The sequence below is a fragment of the Pseudomonas sp. UME65 genome (genome assembly GCF_014170225.1).
Taxonomy (GTDB): Bacteria; Pseudomonadota; Gammaproteobacteria; order Pseudomonadales; family Pseudomonadaceae; genus Aquipseudomonas; species Aquipseudomonas protegens.
The window spans coordinates 217052-234380 of sequence record NZ_LZZQ01000010.1 but is presented as its reverse complement, the minus strand read 5'-3'; the positions used below and the strand labels follow the sequence as shown (position 1 = coordinate 234380).

Here is a 17329-nt window from a genome sequence, read left to right as displayed (position 1 = left end):
TTGAAAAGGCGCCCATGCGTCCCGGGTTACCAGGTCACGCCAAAGCCCACGGTGTAGCGGGTCTTGTCCAGATCGCTGTCTTCGGTACCGCGGATCAGGTCTTTTTCCGCCTTGAGGTTCAATGAAGCCCAGTCGGTGACCTTGTAGCGCAGCCCCATCTCGGCATCCAGTGCATAGTCGGCCACCCCCGAAAGCGGCCGCCCCACCTCGCCATTGGTGAAGAACTCCACCCGCTTGCCGATCAGGTAACGGTTGTAGTCCCACTTCATCGCCAGGGAATAGAAGTTGTCCTTGCCGCCATCGGCGTACTCGTAATCGGTACGGTTGAGCAGCGAGCCCAGGGAGAACGCACCCAGCTCATCATCCCAGAACTGGTAGCCGGGGCCGGTACCCACCACCCGCTGCCGCGCCAGGTCCTCGACCTTGTCCCGCTTGTAGGTCAGGCGCCCCTCCCAGAACCACTTTTGCGTGATGAAACGGTCCAGAGCGTACTCGGCGCTCCAGTTGTCCGTGGTCACCACATGATCCTGGAACTCACGGTTGTATTCGCCCTGGGCATTGTGGCGCCAGGCCCCGTGACGCGCCGAGGTCTTGAAGTCGATGTCGTAGTCATCAGTGTTCTTTTCGGCGCGCTTGTAGTCCATGGCCACATCGACGTTGCCTTTCCAGACCATGTCCTCCACCAGCGGCTTGGGCTTCATGATCTGCTGGATGCTCGCCAGCTCCACCGTCTTGGGCGCCTCGCCGTTGGCCAGGATCACCTTGCCTTCGTCCGCCGCCTGCAGCGACTTGGCCTTCTCCCCGGTGTAGGCATCCTGCTTGACCAGCAGCTCCTGGTCGCTCTCCAGAGTCTTGACCTGCTTCCAGTCAATATTGATGGCGCCGCCATAGTCGGTCTGGATCAACAGCTTGCCGCCGTCGAACACCTTGATCTTGCCACTCAGGCGATCACCGTTCTTCAACCACACGGTATCGGCCAATACAGGCATGGAGGCGCTGAGCACCGCGAAACACAGCAAAGTTCTAGGCAACATAAGCAATAGAGGACTCGATCTTGCGAAAAAAAACGGCATTATTCCTGCTGAACAAGCCTTAGTCAGGACTGACCCGGGTATTGAGAGTGAGTTCAATACTCATCCGGCTTTGATCACCACAGCCGACCAGCGTCCCTCCTCTATTATCTGGAACCGCGAATGTGACCGAACACAGCGAAGAGCCGCAAAGCCCTGCACAGATCCGACGTACGGCGCTGTACCTGACCCTGGCCCAGGTCCCCGAAGGCAGGGTGGTGAGCTACGGCCAACTGGCGGAGATGGCAGGCCTGGGGCGGGCGGCACGCTGGGTCGGGCGCACCCTCAGCCAGTTGCCCGCCGACACCAGCCTGCCCTGGCATCGAGTGCTCGGCGCCGGTGGTCGCCTGAGCTTGCCGGCCGGCAGTCCCTCGGGCAACGAGCAGCGGGCCAGACTGCGTGGCGAAGGTGTCTCTATCCTGAACAATCGCGTGGATATTCAGCGCCATGGCTGGCGCCCGGTGGAGCACAGCGGTTAGAGTGCGCGCTTTGTTTCCGTAATCTGAGGCAGACTTCAGCCCATGCCCCGTAAAACCTGGCGCGCCGCACTTGCCGCCTATGCCAGCCCCTCGACGCTCGTGCTGTTGCTGCTTGGTTTCGCCGCCGGCATGCCTTACATGCTGGTGTTCTCGACTCTTTCGGTGTGGTTGCGCGAGGCCGGTGTGGCCCGTGAAACCATCGGTTACGCCAGCCTGATCGGCCTGGCCTATGCCTTCAAGTGGGTATGGTCGCCCTTGCTCGACCAATGGCGCCTGCCCCTCCTGGGCAAGCTCGGTCGACGTCGTTCCTGGCTGGTGCTGGCGCAGACCCTGGTGATTCTCGGCCTGATCGGTATGGGTTTCTGCGACCCGCAAAAGCACCTTTCCTGGCTGATTGCCATTGCGGTGATCGTGGCATTCGCCTCGGCCACCCAGGACATCGCCATCGACGCCTACCGCCTGGAAATCGCCGACGACAGCCGCCAGGCCGCCCTTGCCGCCAGTTACATGTCCGGCTATCGGGTTGCCGTGCTGCTGGCCACTGCCGGCGCACTGTTTTTCGCCGAAGGCTTCGGCTCCACCGGTTTCAGCTACAAGCACTCGGCCTGGACCGGCACCTACGTGCTGTTCGGGGTGCTGATGATCCCGGCCCTGATCACCACCTTGCTGATGCGTGAACCCGCGGTGCCGCTGCGCACCCAACTGTCCGCCGGGCGCTACAGCTTCGCTCACCAGTTGATCTCGGTATTCGTGCTGATCGTGCTACTGGTTTCCGTCCCCGCCACCTTCACCCAGCTGTACAACACCGACTTCGCCAGCGTGATCTTCGACGGCGTCAGCCTGCTGGACCTGCTGCTGGAAGACCGCGCCTTCCTGCGGGCCATCCTCTACATCACCCTCAGCACCCTGTGCCTCTCGGCCATGGGCCGCCGGGGCCTGGCGCCGGTGCTGACGCCGGTCAACGACTTCATCCTGCGCTATCGCTGGCAAGCCTTTCTGCTATTGGGGCTGATTGCCACCTATCGCATGTCGGACACGGTCATGGGCGTCATGGCCAACGTGTTCTACATCGACCAGGGTTTCACCAAAGACCAGATCGCCGGGGTCAGCAAGATCTTCGGGCTGATCATGACCCTGCTCGGCGCCGGCATGGGCGGCCTGCTGATCGTGCGGTTCGGCATCCTGCCGATCCTGTTCATCGGCGGCGCCGCATCGGCCGGGACCAACCTCCTGTTCCTGATGCTTGCCGACATGGGCCCCAACCTGAAGATGCTGATCGTCACCATTTCCCTGGACAACTTCAGTTCAGGCATGGCCACTTCAGCCTTCGTCGCCTACCTGTCGAGCCTGACCAACCTCAAGTTCTCCGCCACCCAGTACGCCCTGCTCAGTTCCATCATGCTGCTGCTGCCGCGCCTGATCGGCGGCTATTCCGGGGTCATGGTGGAAAAGTTCGGCTATCACGACTTCTTTCTCATCACCGCGATCCTCGGGGTGCCGACACTGATCCTGATCGCCATTCACTGGTTCCAGGAGAGCCGCCGCGCCGGGCCGAAACCCGAGCCCGAAAGCTCCGCCAACAGCACCGCAGTCGGCGAAGAATCCTAGAAAATCCCGGGGGTTGCGCACTTTTCGCAGTAGCCCCCGGCCCCTCCGAGCGCAATCCTGTACGCCAGCGGAACTCGCCCGTACAATGCTCCGTCACTTCCAGTCTTCAGCAACCGACAACGGCCTACCATGCGCACCAGTCAATATTTGCTCGCCACACAGAAAGAAACGCCTTCCGACGCGGTCGTGATCAGCCATCAGCTGATGCTGCGCGCCGGCATGATCCGTAAACTGGCTTCCGGCCTGTACACCTGGCTGCCGATGGGCTTGCGGGTGATGCGTAAGGTTGAAGCCATCGTTCGCGAAGAAATGAACGCCGCGGGCGCGCTTGAAGTGTTGATGCCGAGCACTCAGCCGGCTGAGCTGTGGCAGGAATCCGGTCGCTGGGAAGAATACGGCCCGGAGCTGCTGCGCTTCAAAGACCGTCACGGTCGCGATTTCTGCGCCGGCCCGACCCACGAAGAAGTGATCACCGATCTGGCTCGCAACGAGCTGAGCAGCTACAAGCAGCTGCCGCTGAACCTGTACCAGATCCAGACCAAATTCCGCGATGAAATCCGCCCACGCTTCGGTCTGATGCGCGGCCGCGAGTTCATCATGAAGGACGCCTACTCCTTCCACGCCGACCAGGCGTCCTTGCAGGTCACCTACGACCGCATGCACCAGGCTTATTGCAATGTCTTCACCCGCCTGGGCCTGAAGTTCCGCCCGGTTGAAGCGGACAACGGCTCCATCGGCGGCGCCGGCTCCCACGAATTCCACGTGCTGGCCGAATCCGGTGAAGACGATATCGTCTTCAGCAACGGCTCCGACTACGCGGCGAACATCGAGAAGGCCGAGGCCGTGCCTCGCGAAACCTCGCGCCCAGCGCCAGCCGAAGAACTGCGCCTGGTCGATACGCCAGACACCAAGACCATTGCCGCGCTGGTGGAAAAATTCAATCTGCCGATTGAAAAGACCATCAAGACCCTGATCGTCCACGCCGAAGAGCCAGGCAAGCTGATTGCCCTGATCATCCGTGGCGACCACGAACTCAACGAAATCAAGGCCGCCAACCAGCCTGGCGTTGCCAGCCCGCTGGTCATGGCGTCCGATGCCGAACTGCGTGACGCCATTGGCGCCGGCGCCGGTTCCCTCGGCCCACTGAACCTGCCGCTGCCGATCATCATCGACCGCTCGGTCGAGCTGATGAGCGACTTCGGTATCGGTGCGAACATCGACGACAAGCACTACTTCGGCGTCAACTGGGAACGCGATCTGCCGGTTCCGACCGTGGCCGACCTGCGTAACGTGGTGGCCGGCGACCCGAGCCCGGACGGCAAGGGCACCCTGGAAATCAAGCGCGGCATCGAAGTCGGGCACATCTTCCAGCTGGGCAACAAGTACAGCAAGGCGATGAAGTGCGAAGTGCTGGGCGAAAACGGCAAGCCGGTGACCCTGGAAATGGGTTGCTACGGCATTGGCGTATCCCGTGTGGTGGCTGCTGCCATCGAGCAGAACAACGATGCCAACGGCATCATCTGGAGCGACACCCTGGCGCCGTTCCAGATTGCCCTGGTGCCACTGCGCTACGAAACCGAGCAGGTTCGCGAAGCCACCGACAAGCTCTACTCGGAACTCACCGCTGCCGGCTTCGAAGTGCTGCTGGACGATCGTGACAAGAAGACCAGCCCGGGCATCAAGTTCGCGGACATGGAGCTGATCGGCATTCCTCACCGGATCGTGGTCAGCGACCGCGGCCTCGCCGAAGGCAACCTGGAATACAAGAGCCGTACCGAAGCCGAGGCGCAAGCACTGCCCGTGGCCGACGTACTGTCCTTCCTTCAAGCCCGTATCCGTCGCTGAAACCAGATAGAGAAGTCATGTTCAAGCGAAACACCTTAAGCCTCGGGGGCGCCGCTTTATGCGGCGCCCTGCTGGTCAGCGGCTGTGCCAACCAGATGTCGCAACGCAGCGAACACGAGGAACGTGTCGAGCGCAAACTGCTCGATCACAGCCTGCAGATCGATGTCGGTGAGCCTAAGGTGCTTGAGCTGCCGCAACGCCGAGTGCGCATTCACGAACAGAAGACCTTCGAAGTCACCGAGTTCGAGGTCACTCGCCGCTACGATCGCTACACGCCCTACCAACCCTGGCGCGAGATCTACGAGATCCCGCTGGGCGCGGTGGCACTGGTGGCGGGCGTCGGGGCCAATGTGGTCAATGTGTTCGCCCTGGGCAACCTGCCGGACAGCGTGACCAAGGACTGGATCAGCTACGGCGTGTCCGGACTCAACCCGTTCATGAACATGCCGTCCCATGGCCGTGCCCAGCAGAACCTGGCAGCCATCGATGAAGTCCAGCGCGACAAGCGCCTGGAGTATTCGAGCCTGCCATGGAGCGAGCGTCCGGTGCAGGTCAAGGCCGGCAAGCAGACCTACGAGCTGAGCACCGACCGCAATGGCGTGCTGCGCTTGAACCTGCTGGACAATCCGTTTTCCGAGCAGGACCTGAATCACATCGGCAAGCTGCAGATCAGTGTCGAAGACGCTCAGGACGAAGTGCATTCGGACTCCTCCCTGAGCATCAGCAGCGGCCTGCGCAGCAAGTTGCAGGAAGCCCATGCACTGATCTACGACGACCTGGAAGATGATGAGGTGAGCCAGTGGGTGCACCGGGTCAAGCGCCTGTCGGAGCTGGGCCTGGAGGAAGAAGCCAGCGAACTGGAGCAAAGCCTGATCGAGCTGACCCGCAACGATCCGGAGCTGCAGAACGAGTTCCTCAAGTCCCTGACCAAGAATGCCGGCCGCCTGGTGGCCGACCCCGGCAGCAACTGACCCCCTGTAGGAGCCGGCTTGCCGGCGAAAGCGATGCCTCGGATGGATCGCAACCGGCCAGCCCCTACACCCCCCCTCGGAATAGCTCCAGCTGTTCATGAGCGCCGCGCATATCCTGCAAACGCACGCCAATTCCCAGCAGGCGCACCGGCTTGCCGCCGCGCTTGAAGGCCTGGGTCAGCAATTGCCGATAACTCTCCAGGTCACGCCCCGCCCCCGCCTGTTCCAGGGTGGTCTGGGTAAAATCATGAAACTTCACTTTGACGAAAGGCTTGCCCGGCCGGTAGCTGCTGTCGATGCGCGCCATGCGCCCCGCCAGGATCTCCATCAGTTCCGGCAACTTCTGCAGGCAACTGTCCAGATCCGGCAGGTCCACGTCGTAGGTATTCTCCACGCTGATCGACTGCCGCCGGCTATCGTTCTGCACTGGCCGCTCATCGATGCCCCGGGCCAGGCTCCACAGGCGCTCGCCAAAACTGCCGAACTCGCGCGCCAGCGCCAGCTTGCTCCAGTCCCGCAATTGCAGGCAGTCGACAATGCCCAGGCGCCCCAGCTTGTCCGCCGTAACCTTGCCCACGCCGTGCAGCTTGCTCACTGGCAGCTCGGAGACGAAATCCTCCACCTGGTCAGGGGTGATCACAAACAGGCCGTTGGGCTTTTTCCAGTCACTGGCGATCTTCGCCAGGAATTTGTTCGGCGCCACCCCGGCCGACACGGTGATGTGCAACTGATTGGAAACCCGACGGCGAATGTCCTGGGCGATACGCGTGGCGCTGCCGGCAAAGCTCGGGCTTTCGGAAACATCCAGGTAGGCCTCGTCCAGCGACAGGGGCTCGATCAGGTCGGTGTAGTCGCGAAAGATCGTATGGATCTCTTTGGAGGCTTCCCGATAGGCCTCCATGCGCGGCTTGACGATCACCAGGTCCGGGCACAGGGTCAGGGCGTGCCGGGAGGACATGGCCGAGCGCACCCCATAGGCCCGCGCCTCATAATTGCAGGTAGCAATCACCCCCCGTCGATCCGCTGACCCGCCCACCGCCAGCGGCTTGCTGGCCAGGTGCGGGGCGTCGCGCATTTCGATGGCGGCGTAGAAGCAATCGCAGTCAATGTGGATGATTTTGCGCTGCATCATATAAAGGCAGAGATCATGAAAGGCACAGGTCGCAATGAAAGCAGAAGGCAAGTATCTACCGACACCTGTATATAGCACCAGTACCTTGCATCTTCGCGCTGACCTTCATCAGGTCCGGCTGAATTTATTTGCTCAATGACAACAACGCCTTCAATAGAGCTGCAAGCCCCGTTCTAGCTAGGCCCGAGCCTTCCGAAAAGCCCCTTCAAGGAAGCTAAGCGATTGAACCGGAAGCAATTTTCAAAATTTAATGATTGACAGGATCTGCCAGCTCTGTAGAATTCGGCCACACAGACGCGGGATGGAGCAGTCTGGTAGCTCGTCGGGCTCATAACCCGAAGGTCGTCGGTTCAAATCCGGCTCCCGCAACCAAACATCAAAAAAGGCTACTCGAAAGAGTGGCCTTTTTTGTGCGCGTGCGTTTTTCCCTACCCTCACGCCCTGTAAAACTCCTTGCAGGTCCATGACTTAAGTCGGCCAGCCAGGTTTTCGACGTTAATTTGACCTCTGGGACCATTAACGGTTGACACTCAGTCGTTCGCCTGTAGAATGCCGCCACACAGACGCGGGATGGAGCAGTCTGGTAGCTCGTCGGGCTCATAACCCGAAGGTCGTCGGTTCAAATCCGGCTCCCGCAACCAAACATCAAAAAAGGCTGCTCGAAAGAGTGGCCTTTTTTGTATCTGTCGAAAAAGTCCTTTGGCAACAATGATCTGGCAATGTGTTGCGAACCTTTAGCAGCGCGTCGACTCTTCACCATGCAAGCTATGCTCTGTCTCGGGGCAACCACCTTGCGTTGATCGCGCAGGCTCGCCGGGCCACGGTGAGACGCGTTAATATTTGAAATTATTTTTTCTACAGGGATTGGTAACTTGGCTGGATACCCCCATCCTGTCGCGCACAATCCACGAGGTGATTGATGCGCGCCAACATGTCTGATTCACAAGACGCCGATACCGCTACCGCCACTCAACCCATTACAGTCACTCGCTTGCGCTGGCTGGACCTGTTGAGCAAATACCGCCAGCCGCTGGGCCTGGCCGTGACCCTGCTGCTGTTCGCCATTGCCCTGATCGCCTGTCGCCACCTGCTCAGCGAGCTGGACTTCTACGCACTGCACGACTCGATCCTCGACGTGCCCAAGCCGGCCCTGCTCGGCGCGCTGGGCGCGACCATCGTCGGCTTCATCATCCTGCTGGGCTACGAGTGGTCCGCCAGCCGCTATGCCGGGGTCAACCTGCCCGGCCGCACCCTGGCCCTGGGCGGCTTCACGGCCTTCGCCATCGGCAATGCCATAGGCCTGTCGCTGCTCTCCGGCGGTTCAGTGCGCTACCGGCTGTACGCCCGCCATGGGCTGGGGGCCGCCGATGTGGCCCACATGACCCTGTTCGCCAGCCTGTCCCTGGGCTGTGCCCTGCCTCCGCTGGCAGCCCTGGCCACACTGAGCAACCTGCCGGCAGCCTCCGCGGCCCTGCGCCTGCCGGAAAGCCTGCTGGCGGGCATCGCCCTGGCCATCCTGCTGCTGGGAGCGGTGCTGGCCATCGGCATCTATCGCCGGCGCCTGCCGGAACAGCCCCTGCGCGACAACCTGCTGGTGCGCGTCGGCCGCCGCACCCTGCGCCTGCCCGGACGCCGCCTGACCTTCCTGCAACTGATCATCACCGCCCTGGACGTCGCTGCGGCCGCCACAGTGCTTTATCTGCTGCTGCCCGAAGCACCGCCGTTCGGCGCCTTCCTGCTGGTGTACCTGCTGGCCCTGGCCGCAGGTGTGCTCAGCCACGTGCCCGGCGGCGTCGGGGTGTTCGAAGCCATCCTGCTGGCGGCCTTCGCCGACAAGCTCGGTGCCGCGCCCCTGGCTGCGGCACTGCTGTTGTACCGATTGATCTACGTGGTGCTGCCGATGCTGGTGGCCTGCGTCCTGCTGCTGATCAACGAAGCCCAGCGCCTGTTCCAGACCCGCCAATCGCTGCGGGTGGCATCCGGCCTGGCCGCTCCGATCCTCGCGGTGCTGGTGTTCCTCTCCGGTGTGGTGCTGCTGTTTTCCGGTGCCACCCCGGAAATCGATACCCGTCTGCAACACATCGGTTTCCTGATTCCCCATCGCCTGGTGGATGCCTCGCACTTCGGCGCCAGCCTGATCGGCGTGCTCTGCCTGCTGCTGGCCCAGGGCCTGCGTCGGCGCCTGTCGGCGGCCTGGATGCTGACCACAATTCTCTTGCTGGTGGGTGCCCTGCTCTCCCTGCTCAAGGGTTTTGACTGGGAAGAAGCCTGCCTGATGACCCTCACCGCCAGCCTGCTGGCCGTGTTCCGCCGCTCGTTCTATCGCCCCAGCCGCCTCACTGAACTGCCGTTCTCGCCGCTGTACCTGGTGGCCAGCGTCTGCGTGCTGGGGGCTTCCATCTGGCTGCTGCTGTTCGCCTATCAGGACGTGCCCTACAGCCATCAACTGTGGTGGCAGTTCACCCTCGACGCAGATGCGCCCCGCGGTCTGCGCTCGCTGCTGGGCGCCGCGGTGCTGCTGCTGGTGGTGTCCCTGACCTGGCTGCTGCGCACCGCGCGCCCGGTGATCCACCTGCCCACCAGCGAGGAGCTGGACAAAGCTGCGAAGATCCTCATGGCCTCGTCCCAACCCGATGGCGGCCTGGCCCTGACCGGCGACAAGGCGCTGCTGTTCCACCCCAACGACGACGCCTTCCTCATGTACGCCCGCCGCGGCCGCAGCCTGGTGGCGCTGTACGACCCCATCGGCCCGACCCAGCAACGCGCGGAAATGATCTGGCAGTTCCGCGACCTGTGCGACGTGCACCACGCGCGCCCGGTGTTCTACCAGGTACGGGCGGAGAACCTGCCCTACTACATGGACATCGGCCTGACCGCGATCAAGCTCGGCGAAGAAGCCCGGGTCGACTTGCAGCGCTTTGATCTCGAAGCCAAGGGCAAGGAGATGAAGGACCTGCGCTACACCTGGAACCGTGGCACCCGCGACGGCCTGTCGCTGGAGATCCACGAGCCGGGCCAAGCACCGATGGACGAGCTGAAAGTGATCTCCGACGCCTGGCTCACCGGCAAGAATGTCCGCGAGAAAGGCTTCTCCCTGGGCCGCTTCAGCGACGACTATCTCAAGCACTTTCGCATCGCCATCATTCGTTTTGAAGGGCGCCCGGTGGCCTTCGCCAACCTGCTCGAGACCTACAGCCACGACCTGGCCAGCCTCGACCTGATGCGCGCGCACCCGGACGCGCCGAAGCTGACCATGGAGTTCATGATGGTCGGCCTGATCCAGCATTATAAAAATCATGGATATGCCCGCTTCAGCCTGGGGATGGTGCCGTTGTCCGGCCTGCAACCACGGCGTGGCGCACCGCTGACCCAGCGCCTGGGCTCGATGGTGTTCCGCCGTGGCGAACAGCTGTACAACTTCCAGGGCCTGCGCCGTTTCAAAGACAAGTTCCAGCCTGACTGGGAACCCCGTTACATGGCCGTGCCGGCAGGGCTGGACCCGCTGGTTGCACTGGCCGACACTGCCGCCCTGATCGCAGGCGGCTTGACTGGATTGGTGAAACGCTAATGATTCAACGCTCTTGGCGGTACCTGCTGGCGACCCTGGTGGTGCTGGCTCTGATTGCAGGTGGCGGCTACTGGTGGTGGAACCGCCCCGCTCCCGAACCGACCCTGGAACAACTGACTCAGGCCGACGGCTCGACCCTGACCCGCGTGACCCCAGGTACCCAGGCCAAGGCCCGGGTAGTGGTGGCAGTGCTGCCTGACGCGACCCTGACCGACAAGCAACTGCTGGCCCTGAGCCGCAGCGGCGCGGCGCAGATCGTCCAGGTGGTCCTGCCCAAGGACGACTGCAAGCTGCAGGAACAAGCCCTGCAGAACGCCCTGCCGCAACTCGCCGGCCCGGCCACCCTGGTCAGCGGCATCGGCCCGGGCGCAGCCCTGGCCTGGCGCTGGATCGCCAGCCAGAACGACGACAAGGCCCAGGCCGTGTCGGTAGGCTTCACCATCAACCCGGCGCCCGGCTGCACCGATCCCTTGCCCAAGACCCTGGCCCACGGCCATTGGCTGGTGGCCTGGAACGACAACCCGGATGACGAAAGCGCCGGCTTCGTGCGTGATACCCCCAACGCCACCACCAGCATCAGCGACTACGACATCCACCTGCCCCAGGTGCTGAACAACGAGTTGCGCAAGCTGCTGGTGGGTTCGGAAAACGGCGGCCTTAGCATCCCCGTGGTGGAAGTGCCGGCCGGCCAGACCAAGGACACCGTGACCCTGTTCCTCTCCGGCGACGGCGGCTGGCGCGACCTGGACCGCGACGTGGCCGGCGAAATGGCCAAGATCGGCTACCCGGTGGTGGGCATCGACACCCTGCGCTACTACTGGCAGCACAAGACCCCGGAACAGAGCGCCATCGACCTCACCGAGCTGATGCAGCACTACCGGCAGAAATGGGGCACCAAGCGCTTCGTGCTGACCGGCTACTCCTTCGGCGCCGACGTGCTGCCTGCCATCTACAACCGCCTGCCGGAAGCCGAGCAGCAGCGTGTCGACGCCATTATCCTGCTGGCCTTCGCCCGCACCGGCAGCTTCGAGATTGAAGTCGAAGGCTGGCTGGGCAACGCCGGCAAGGAAGCCGCTACCGGCCCGGAAATGGCCAAGCTGCCGGCCGCCAAGGTGGTGTGCATCTACGGCGTGGAAGAGGTCGATGAAAGCGGTTGCACCGACAAGACCGCCGTTGGTGAAGCCATGAAGCTGCCAGGGGGCCATCACTTCGATGAGAACTACCCGGCACTGGCCAAGCGCCTGGTGGATGCCATCGAGAAGCGCCAGGCCAAGGATCAGGCCACCGCTCAAGAGTGAGCCGAGCCTCGCCCGACAAAGCCCCCGCAGCCTCAGGTTGCGGGGGCTTTTTTACATCGACGGTATAAATGCCCTCACTGATTGGGGACGGGTTAGGTTTGTGGGAAGCCTCCGACCTGCCGCCCCTGGCCAAGGCCTTTGCCAAGGACGCCGCCTACAGCAAGGACAGCGATCGTCACGCCTGGGCAGCGTACTACCTGAGCGCCATGGGCGATCTCGGGGCCGGTGGGCTCCGGGAGAAACCGTCCTGTCATTAGCATCGATATCGATGGCCGGTCCGTTATCGCGAGCAAGCTCGCTCCTACAGGGCCGTGAAACGAAAAAGCCCCCGTTGCCTTTCGGCAGCGGGGGCTTTTGTTGGCTCGGGGTTACATCTCGACCTGGGTGCCCAGCTCGATCACCCGGTTCACCGGCAGCTTGAAGAAGCGCAGGTTGCCGTTGGCGTTCTTCAACATGAAGGCGAACAGCGCTTCGCGCCAGCGGGCCATGCCCACCAGCTTGGAGGCGATCACCGTCTCGCGGCTGAGGAAGTAGGTGGTCCGCATCGGGCTGAAGTCCAGTTCATCCAGGTGGCACAGTTTCAGGGCTTCCGGTACATCCGGCTCGTCAGTGAAGCCGAAGTGCAGGATCACCCGGAAGAAACCTTCACCATAGGAGTCCACCTCGAAGCGCCGATTTGCAGGCACTCGCGGAATGTCCTCGTAGACCACCGTCAACAGCACCACTTGTTCGTGCAGCACCTGGTTATGCAACAGGTTGTGCAGCAAGGCGTGGGGCACGGCGTCTGGACGGGCGGTGAGGAACACGGCAGTGCCCTGCACCCGATGCGGCGGCTGTACGCGGATGCTGCCGATAAAGATTGGCAGCGGCAGCCCACCTTCGTCCAGGCGGTCCACCAGCAATTCCTTGCCGCGCTTCCAGGTGGTCATGAGGATGAACAGCACGATCCCCGCCAGCACCGGGAAGGCACCGCCCTGGACGATCTTCGGCACGTTGGCGGCGAAGAACAGCCCGTCCACCAGGAGGAAGCCCACCAGGAGCGGCACCACCAGCATCGGCGGCCACTTCCACAGCAGCAGGATCACCGCCGACACCAGGATGCTGGTGATCAGCATGGTCCCGGTCACTGCCACGCCGTAGGCCGAAGCCAGGGCACCGGAGGACTCGAAACCGAGCACCAGCAGGATCACACCCACCATCAGCGCCCAGTTCACCGCGCCGATGTAGATCTGCCCCTGCTCGGCGCTGGAGGTGTGCTGAATGTGCATCCGCGGGATGTAACCCAACTGGATCGCTTGGCGAGTCAGGGAGAAAGCCCCGGAAATCACCGCCTGGGACGCGATCACTGTGGCCAGAGTGGCCAGCACCACCAGCGGAATCAGGGCCCAGCTCGGCGCCAGCAGGTAGAAGGGGTTGCGGGCGGCTTCAGGGTTTTCCAGCAGCAGCGCGCCCTGGCCGAAGTAGTTCAGCACCAGCGCCGGCAACACCAGGGCAAACCAGGCCCGGGCAATGGGCTTGCGCCCAAAGTGCCCCATGTCGGCGTACAAGGCTTCGGCACCGGTCAATGCCAGAACCACCGCCCCGAGGATGGCGACCCCCATGCCCGGATGGACAATGAAGAAGCGCACGCCCCACATCGGGTTCAACGCCTGCAACACCTCGGGGTGCTGGAGAATGCCATTGACCCCCAGCCCGCCCAGAACCACGAACCAGGCCACCATCACCGGGCCAAACAGCTTGCCGATGCGATCAGTGCCGTGTTTCTGGATCAGGAACAAAGCCACCAGTACCACCAGCGCCATCGGCACTACCCAGTGTTCCAGGCCGCTGAATGCCAGCTCCAGGCCCTCTACCGCCGACAGCACGGAAATCGCCGGGGTGATCATGCTGTCGCCATAGAACAGCGCCGCCCCGATCAGGCCCAGAATCACCAGCATCGAACGCAAGCGCGGATAGGAACCGGAAGCCCGCCTGGCCAGCGCGGTCAGGGCCATGATGCCGCCCTCGCCCTGGTTGTCGGCCCGCAGGACGAACAGCACGTACTTGATCGAGACGACCCAGACCAACGACCAGAAAATCAGGGCCAGGATGCCAAACACCCCGTCGTGATTGACCTGAACCCCATAATGGCCGGCAAACACCTCCTTGAGGGTGTAGAGCGGACTGGTGCCGATATCGCCATACACCACCCCGACCGCCGCCACCAGCATCCCCAGAGGCTTGCCCCCGGAGTGCTCGCCACTCGCCGCCTGACTACTTGCCTGACCCATCAATGACTCCTACTACTCAAGACCGGGGCTTCTTATATAGAAAGCGCAAGGTTATACAAGCGCTATTCTCTTAAGTTGCGCAGTTTGCCATGTAATTTGCAGATTCTTATTACCACTAAGGCACCAACTAACACCGTATGAAAGCAACCGGGTATAACGGGACGAAGCATAGTCCAGCGCTCGTCGTATTTCCCCCGCATAAAGCTGGTCAAGCGCTTCGACCATCGCTAGAATTGCGCACTTTTTGATCAGAGGCGCAGCCAGCGCCCAACCGTCGCACTTGCCCCCCAAGTGGCTCGACACCCAATACCGAGGTTAGACATGTCCACCCCCTCCGCGCCGGCCAACCCGAAAGTCGGCTTCGTATCCCTGGGTTGCCCAAAAGCTCTGGTCGACTCCGAGCGCATCCTCACTCAACTGCGCATGGAAGGCTATGACGTGGTCTCCACCTACCAGGACGCCGACGTCGTGGTGGTCAACACCTGCGGTTTCATCGACTCGGCCAAGGCCGAATCCCTGGAAGTGATCGGCGAAGCCATCAAGGAAAACGGCAAGGTCATCGTCACCGGCTGCATGGGCGTGGAAGAAGGCAATATCCGTGACGTGCACCCTAGCGTGCTGGCGGTCACCGGCCCGCAACAATACGAGCAGGTGGTCAACGCCGTGCACGAAGTGGTGCCACCGAAACAGGACCACAACCCGCTGATCGACCTGGTGCCGCCGCAAGGCATCAAGCTGACCCCGCGACACTACGCCTACCTGAAGATTTCCGAAGGCTGCAACCACAGCTGCAGCTTCTGCATCATCCCGTCGATGCGCGGCAAGCTGGTCAGCCGCCCGGTGGGCGATGTGCTCGACGAGGCGCAGCGCCTGGTCAAGTCCGGGGTCAAGGAACTGCTGGTGATCTCCCAGGACACCAGCGCCTATGGCGTCGACGTCAAGTACCGCACCGGCTTCTGGAACGGCGCGCCGGTGAAGACCCGCATGACCGAGCTCTGCGAAGCCCTGAGCACCCTGGGCGTATGGGTTCGCCTGCACTACGTGTACCCCTACCCGCACGTGGACGAGCTGATTCCGCTGATGGCCGCCGGCAAGATCCTGCCGTACCTGGACATCCCGTTCCAGCATGCCAGCCCGAAAGTGCTCAAGGCCATGAAGCGCCCGGCCTTCGAAGACAAGACCCTGGCGCGAATCAAGAACTGGCGCGAGATCTGCCCTGAACTGATCATCCGTTCGACCTTTATCGTCGGCTTCCCGGGCGAAACCGAAGAAGACTTCCAGTACCTGCTGAACTGGCTGACCGAAGCCCAACTGGACCGCGTCGGCTGCTTCCAGTACTCGCCGGTGGAAGGCGCTCCAGCCAACGACCTGGACCTGGAAGTGGTCCCGGACGAGGTCAAGCAGGACCGTTGGGAGCGCTTCATGGCGCACCAGCAGGAAATCAGCTCGGCACGCCTGCAACAGCGCATTGGCAAGGAAATCGAAGTGCTGATCGATGAAGTCGACGAGAATGGCGCCGTGGGCCGCTGCTTCTTCGATGCCCCGGAAATCGACGGCAATGTGTTCATCGACGGCGCGGGCGACCTGAAGCCGGGCGACAAGGTCTGGTGCCGGGTGACCGACGCCGACGAATACGACCTCTGGGCCGAAACCCTGTAAGGCGTAAAAAAACTGCCAAGCCCCGCTCTCGCCACGAGATGCGGGGCTTTTTTCGGTCTATCGTTTGCTCTGCCAGGCCTGCAATCACTGCGGCCTATCACTTCAGGGGCAGGCGGCATGCGCCAACACTCGGTCGTGCATACACCCAAACTCAGCGATTACCCGGAACTGACCCAGGTCTGGGAAGCCTCGGTACGTGCCACCCACGACTTTCTCCCGGACAGCTATATAGAGTTGCTGCGCAAACTGGTGCTGACCCGCTACCTGGACGCGGTGATGCTGATCTGCACCCGCGATGCACGCCAACGCATCACCGGCTTTGCCGGGGTCGCGGCGGGCAAGGTGGAAATGCTCTTCATCGACCCGGCCCACCGGGGCCGAGGCCTGGGCCGCCAGCTGCTGCAGTACGCGGTGGAACACCTCAATGCCCAGCAGTTGGACGTCAACGAGCAGAACCCCCAAGCCCTGGGCTTCTACTTCAGGCAAGGCTTCGAAGTGGTCGGGCGCTCGGAGCAGGACGGCATGGGCCAGCCCTACCCGCTGCTGCACATGCGCCTGAAACAGGCACAACTGCAGGCCCGGCGCGGCTAAAAGCCACAGCCGGCAAATGGACCCGCGATTAACCGGCGCCAGGCAGGTACAATAGCTGCCCTCTTTTGTTACGGCCCCTGTCATGACTGACCCGATTCGTCTCTCCAAACGCCTCATCGAACTGGTCGGCTGCTCCCGCCGGGAGGCTGAGCTGTTCATCGAGGGCGGCTGGGTCACCGTAGACGGCGAAGTCATCGACGAACCGCAGTTCAAGGTCGGCGCGCAAACCGTCGCTCTGGACCCCGAGGCCAAGGCCACCGCGCCGGAGCCTGTGACCATCCTGCTCAACGTGCCTGCCGGCCAGGACCTGGACAGCGCCATGCAGTCCATTGGCGCCGACAGCCTGTCCGAAGAACACCGCTACGGCAAACGTCCATTGCGCGGGCATTTCCTGCGCCTGACCGCCAGCGATGACCTGCAGCCCAACGCCAGCGGCTTGCTGGTGTTCACTCAGGACTGGAAAGTGCTGCGCAAGCTGACTGCCGACGTGGCCAAGATCGAGCAGGAATACGTGGTCGAGGTCGAAGGCGAGATGATCGACCACGGGCTCAACCGCCTGAACCACGGCCTGACCTACAAAGGCCGCGAGCTGCCACCGGTAAAAGCCAGCTGGCAGAACGAGAACCGCCTGCGCTTCGCCATGAAGAACCCGCAGCCGGGTGTGATTGCGCTGTTTTGCCAGGCCGTCGGCCTCAAGGTCGTCGCCATCCGCCGCATACGAGTCGGCGGCGTGTCCATCGGCAAGGTGCCGCTGGGCCAGTGGCGCTACCTGTCGGCCAAAGAGAAGTTCTAAAGCCGCCCCCATTCAGACGCCGTGCCCTTGCGCGGCGCTCCACGC

Annotated in this window: 12 protein-coding genes, 2 tRNA genes and 1 pseudogene; 12 read left to right on the top strand and 3 right to left on the bottom strand. The window is 62.6% G+C overall.

What is annotated here, in order from left to right; all coding sequences use genetic code 11:
- Positions 1-26 precede the first annotated feature (26 nt).
- Positions 27-1034: a DUF481 domain-containing protein gene (locus tag A9971_RS08805; RefSeq protein WP_041116290.1), complete on the bottom strand. Its 1008-nt coding sequence runs from the start codon at positions 1032-1034 to the stop codon at positions 27-29.
- 161 nt (positions 1035-1195) lie between these two features.
- On the opposite strand from A9971_RS08805, the gene A9971_RS08800 reads away from it, so the two are divergent.
- From A9971_RS08800 to A9971_RS08785, 4 genes are all read left to right on the top strand, one after another.
- The gene (locus tag A9971_RS08800; protein ID WP_183001409.1) at positions 1196-1549 is read left to right on the top strand and encodes an MGMT family protein; all 354 of its coding nucleotides are present in this window, start codon (positions 1196-1198) and stop codon (positions 1547-1549) included.
- 42 nt (positions 1550-1591) lie between these two features.
- The gene (locus tag A9971_RS08795; protein WP_011059601.1) at positions 1592-3157 is read left to right on the top strand and encodes an AmpG family muropeptide MFS transporter; all 1566 of its coding nucleotides are present in this window, start codon (positions 1592-1594) and stop codon (positions 3155-3157) included.
- Between the two features lie 129 nt (positions 3158-3286).
- Entirely contained in the window at positions 3287-5002 is a 1716-nt protein-coding gene (locus A9971_RS08790) for a proline--tRNA ligase (protein ID WP_011059600.1), read from the top strand.
- A 17-nt stretch (positions 5003-5019) separates the two neighbouring features.
- Positions 5020-5973, top strand: coding sequence for a hypothetical protein (locus tag A9971_RS08785; RefSeq protein WP_011059599.1), 954 nt, complete (start codon positions 5020-5022; stop codon positions 5971-5973).
- A gap of 64 nt (positions 5974-6037) precedes the next feature.
- Here A9971_RS08785 and dinB read toward each other — a convergent pair whose 3' ends face one another.
- Positions 6038-7105: a DNA polymerase IV gene (gene dinB / locus A9971_RS08780; protein ID WP_053156649.1), complete on the bottom strand. Its 1068-nt coding sequence runs from the start codon at positions 7103-7105 to the stop codon at positions 6038-6040.
- Positions 7106-7400: 295 nt separating this feature from the next.
- Between dinB and A9971_RS08775 the strand changes: the two genes are divergently transcribed.
- From A9971_RS08775 to A9971_RS08755, 5 genes and pseudogenes are all read left to right on the top strand, one after another.
- Positions 7401-7477, top strand: a tRNA-Met gene (locus tag A9971_RS08775).
- Positions 7478-7669: 192 nt separating this feature from the next.
- Positions 7670-7746, top strand: a tRNA-Met gene (locus tag A9971_RS08770).
- A gap of 278 nt (positions 7747-8024) precedes the next feature.
- Positions 8025-10673 (top strand): bifunctional lysylphosphatidylglycerol flippase/synthetase MprF, encoded by a 2649-nt coding sequence (gene mprF, locus A9971_RS08765; protein ID WP_011059597.1) that lies wholly within the window; start codon positions 8025-8027, stop codon positions 10671-10673.
- Positions 10673-11971, top strand: a complete 1299-nt coding sequence (locus tag A9971_RS08760; protein ID WP_123430172.1) for a virulence factor family protein — start codon at positions 10673-10675, stop codon at positions 11969-11971. The genes mprF and A9971_RS08760 overlap by 1 nt, the downstream gene beginning before the upstream one ends.
- 98 nt (positions 11972-12069) lie before the next feature.
- Positions 12070-12228, top strand: a pseudogene (locus A9971_RS08755) (DUF3077 domain-containing protein); the annotation flags it as partial.
- Between the two features lie 111 nt (positions 12229-12339).
- Here A9971_RS08755 and A9971_RS08750 read toward each other — a convergent pair.
- On the bottom strand, positions 12340-14181 hold the full coding sequence (locus tag A9971_RS08750; RefSeq protein WP_370059471.1) for a potassium transporter Kup: 1842 nt from the start codon (positions 14179-14181) through the stop codon (positions 12340-12342).
- Positions 14182-14562: 381 nt separating this feature from the next.
- On the opposite strand from A9971_RS08750, the gene rimO reads away from it, so the two are divergent.
- From rimO to A9971_RS08735, 3 genes are all read left to right on the top strand, one after another.
- Positions 14563-15900, top strand: a complete 1338-nt coding sequence (gene rimO / locus A9971_RS08745) for a 30S ribosomal protein S12 methylthiotransferase RimO (protein ID WP_011059594.1) — start codon at positions 14563-14565, stop codon at positions 15898-15900.
- Between the two features lie 117 nt (positions 15901-16017).
- The gene (locus A9971_RS08740) at positions 16018-16491 is read left to right on the top strand and encodes a GNAT family N-acetyltransferase (RefSeq protein ID WP_015634381.1); all 474 of its coding nucleotides are present in this window, start codon (positions 16018-16020) and stop codon (positions 16489-16491) included.
- Positions 16492-16573: 82 nt separating this feature from the next.
- On the top strand, positions 16574-17284 hold the full coding sequence (locus tag A9971_RS08735) for an rRNA pseudouridine synthase (RefSeq protein ID WP_011059592.1): 711 nt from the start codon (positions 16574-16576) through the stop codon (positions 17282-17284).
- The last annotated feature ends 45 nt before the right edge of the window (positions 17285-17329 follow it).

Bases quoted from the DNA above. Each gene is read 5' to 3' on its own strand.
- A9971_RS08785 (WP_011059599.1), top strand. From the start codon at position 5,020: ATGTTCAAGCGAAACACCTTAAGCCTCGGGGGCGCCGCTTTATGCGGC.
- A9971_RS08735 (WP_011059592.1), top strand. From the start codon at position 16,574: ATGACTGACCCGATTCGTCTCTCCAAACGCCTCATCGAACTGGTCGGC.
- dinB (WP_053156649.1), bottom strand. From the start codon at position 7,105: ATGATGCAGCGCAAAATCATCCACATTGACTGCGATTGCTTCTACGCC.
- A9971_RS08795 (WP_011059601.1), top strand. From the start codon at position 1,592: ATGCCCCGTAAAACCTGGCGCGCCGCACTTGCCGCCTATGCCAGCCCC.
- A9971_RS08805 (WP_041116290.1), bottom strand. From the start codon at position 1,034: ATGTTGCCTAGAACTTTGCTGTGTTTCGCGGTGCTCAGCGCCTCCATG.
- mprF (WP_011059597.1), top strand. From the start codon at position 8,025: ATGCGCGCCAACATGTCTGATTCACAAGACGCCGATACCGCTACCGCC.
- A9971_RS08760 (WP_123430172.1), top strand. From the start codon at position 10,673: ATGATTCAACGCTCTTGGCGGTACCTGCTGGCGACCCTGGTGGTGCTG.
- A9971_RS08740 (WP_015634381.1), top strand. From the start codon at position 16,018: ATGCGCCAACACTCGGTCGTGCATACACCCAAACTCAGCGATTACCCG.
- rimO (WP_011059594.1), top strand. From the start codon at position 14,563: ATGTCCACCCCCTCCGCGCCGGCCAACCCGAAAGTCGGCTTCGTATCC.
- A9971_RS08750 (WP_370059471.1), bottom strand. From the start codon at position 14,181: ATGCTGGTGGCGGCGGTCGGGGTGGTGTATGGCGATATCGGCACCAGT.
- A9971_RS08790 (WP_011059600.1), top strand. From the start codon at position 3,287: ATGCGCACCAGTCAATATTTGCTCGCCACACAGAAAGAAACGCCTTCC.